At 37.9% G+C, this 2846-nt stretch carries 2 protein-coding genes; both read left to right on the top strand.

The features are described from left to right. Window positions 1-68 precede the first annotated feature (68 nt). Window positions 69-1379, top strand: a complete 1311-nt coding sequence (locus T357_RS20690; protein ID WP_049962555.1) for a tetratricopeptide repeat protein — start codon at window positions 69-71, stop codon at window positions 1377-1379. Window positions 1380-1688: 309 nt separating this feature from the next. After that, a complete protein-coding gene (locus tag T357_RS0118335; protein ID WP_031555874.1) occupies window positions 1689-2480 on the top strand; it encodes a hypothetical protein in 792 nt (263 codons plus the stop codon). Window positions 2481-2846 lie beyond the last annotated feature (366 nt).

The raw sequence follows: 2846 nt of genomic DNA, 5'->3' as shown, positions 1-2846 counted from the left end.
TTAGCTGTACGTATATGCGCCTGCGTATAAAACTGATTGGATATTATAGAAAATGTTCTGGGGTTCGTATGGAAAAGAAATCAAATCCAATTATAATCATATCTGTCATGACCGGAATCCTTCTGGTAGCGCTTGTCGGCATGCTTGTATTTTTCAATCTTCCAGCACAACGCATAAGGCGAATGCTTAAGACCGCAAACAAGTACATCGCTGAAGAGAACTATGACGAAGCGATCCTTACCTTGAAGAAGATGATAGAGATTGACCCGAAAAACGAAGAACTCTACGTACTTCTTGCCAACACATATGAGAAAAACGGAGACATCGAAAAAGAGGTAGAATTTCTTCAGAAAGCTACGATTTTGATGCCGAAACAACAAAAGATATCTGAAGTCCTTTTAGACGTTTACCCGGAGGTTACATTATCCAAAAGCTCAGGAACCTATACGGATCCTGTGACTCTATCCATGTCTTCATCGGAAGGAAGCGAAATATTTTATAAAGTTTCCGGAAGTGATAATGAAAGTAAATATTCATCTCCCTTAAGCCTGGGGAAAAACGGAAAATATACCATAGAGTACTATGCGGTAAGCAAAAACGGATATGAAGGCGAACACAAAACTGCCACCTATTTAATAAACCTTGATGAGAGCAAGTATCATTTCAATGAGTGGGTGGATGAGTCAGACGGAAGACATTACTATGATGAAAATGGCGTGTCAGCTACAGGCTGGTTTCAGCTTAAAGGGAAATGGTATCTTTTCGACAGTAATGGTGTAATGCTCACCGGTTTCCGGGAAGACAAAGGCAATACCTATTATCTCAGAACTGACGGCATCATGGTCATCGGCTGGCAGGACATAAACGGAAAGAGATATTACTTCAATGATAGCGGAGCAATGCTCAAAAATCAGTGGATCGACAACGCCTTCTATGTTGGTGCAGACGGTGCAATGCTTGTAGATACCGTGACACCTGATGGACAGAAAGTCGGAAAGGATGGGAAGAAGTATTCTCAGACCGAAATAATTTCTTTCATGACTTCGCCAGGGGTATATGAGGCAACTATTGTTCGAGATGGATATATCGGGTCTGATAAAGCATTGATCTATGATCAAGAAAAAAACGGAGATATCTTTACACTTAAAGGTTCAATGTATTATTCAATAGATGGTAGATCTGTTTCGGCTGTGCTTATGCAAGATGGAGTTTTTAATTTTCAGCTATATTCGGAAACGGAGTATAGTTACAGGAATGATGATGAACATCGTTGCCTTATGAGTAAAGCTGATTTTGAACAGTGGGTTGCTCGCAATGCTGGTACTCATATTAATGTATATGTTGAAAATGGTGTTGTATCTAGTATTCATTACGGCTAATTCTAACCTATTCTTTGAACAAACATGAGCTCAGTATAATGTTGAATACTATTTATAGCCGGAATTATGCCTGAAATCAATCAACAACCACATCAAATCAGGCAGTTTCATCAAATCTGATCAATTGATTTCATATCACGGCACTCGATATTGATACCCTCGAAGCCGTATAAATATTGTGGAAACTGGCGCTATTTTTACTTTTGCTCTGCCATAAAGGCACCGTGTTAATACATGTTGGGGTACAATCTATGATGTTTAAGTAATGTGCATAGTCATGAAGATAGAGTTTATAGGGTAGGAGAAAAAATGAAAAAAAAGAGTTTGACTATTTTATTAATGGTAATATTTGTTTTGTCATTCGGAATGTCTTCTTTTGCAGGAAGTCCTTCTCCTGATATGACAATGTCAGGGCAAACGGATGGTTCGGTTTCTAACGATATGTCGAAATATGTCGGCACCACGCTTGACCATTATCTCAGGGACTATCCGGGACAGACATTCAAGGTTTGGGTAAAAGAGACATTGGGATCTGAACGTCAATTAATTAAAGTGGTATCTTACCAATTGGGATCTAACGCAGATTTTCCATCGGTAAGTATGCATCCATATTTTGTTGAATATAATATTTCTAACGAAGAAATAGAATTTCTAGCAAATACAGAGGCTCCGGAAGCATATATCTATGTTGATCGTGTGCACGTAAATAAACCAGGCTTCAAAGTATGCGGTTTAGAAGTGGGCGATTCCTTTTCTAAAATTGATCAGAAAATGAAAGAACAGGGACTGCAGTTTTTAAGCTATAATCCAGGAAGCGTAACCAAATTCGAGGTTGCCATGTATGATGCCGTTCCGATACCTACTTATTGTTATCAGAATGACAATTATACTGTAGAAATTTGTGTGGGTAGGAATAATAATATCTGTTCATTGAGTGTAGAGTATACGCCCGAACTAAAAATAAAGTTAACAGAGGGTATTACGAAAGTTAACTATCCTTTCCCTCATTATGATACACCTCCACAGCCGGTTCAGGGAATTACGCGTGAAAAAGAATATGAGGCTTACGACCCGACTCTTTATAATTTTCAGACTGAATAATTCAAGCTTTTCACTTTACAACTAAATAGTGATTATATGTTTAAGGCGGTTCATTAACGGGAGCCGCCTTTTTGTGTCATCATCACTATAAAAGGAGATTCGTATGGCCTTCAATCCAGGACTAAAGATAGGACAAATACTGGGCAGTTATTTATTGAAAGCTTGTATACAAGGCTGATGATTACCGTTTATCGACTAATTATACTTTTTGTCAGATTATAAACTATTATTCATATGATTATAGTAATATGGGTTCATACAAAGAAAATAGGCAATGTTTATCAGGAGGATGAAATGAAAATACCAAGATTATTTGCAGCGACTATGTTTTTAACCTATATGGCTTCAATTACTGCACTTGCAGGC

The organism is Oribacterium sp. FC2011, from assembly GCF_000701645.1.
Classification (GTDB): domain Bacteria; phylum Bacillota; class Clostridia; order Lachnospirales; family Lachnospiraceae; genus Oribacterium.
This window is presented reverse-complemented; position numbering and strand designations above follow the sequence as displayed.

What these genes read in the sequence shown, in the direction of transcription:
- T357_RS20690 (WP_049962555.1), top strand. Translation starts at nt 69, where the DNA reads ATGGAAAAGAAATCAAATCCAATTATAATCATATCTGTCATGACCGGA.
- T357_RS0118335 (WP_031555874.1), top strand. Translation starts at nt 1,689, where the DNA reads ATGAAAAAAAAGAGTTTGACTATTTTATTAATGGTAATATTTGTTTTG.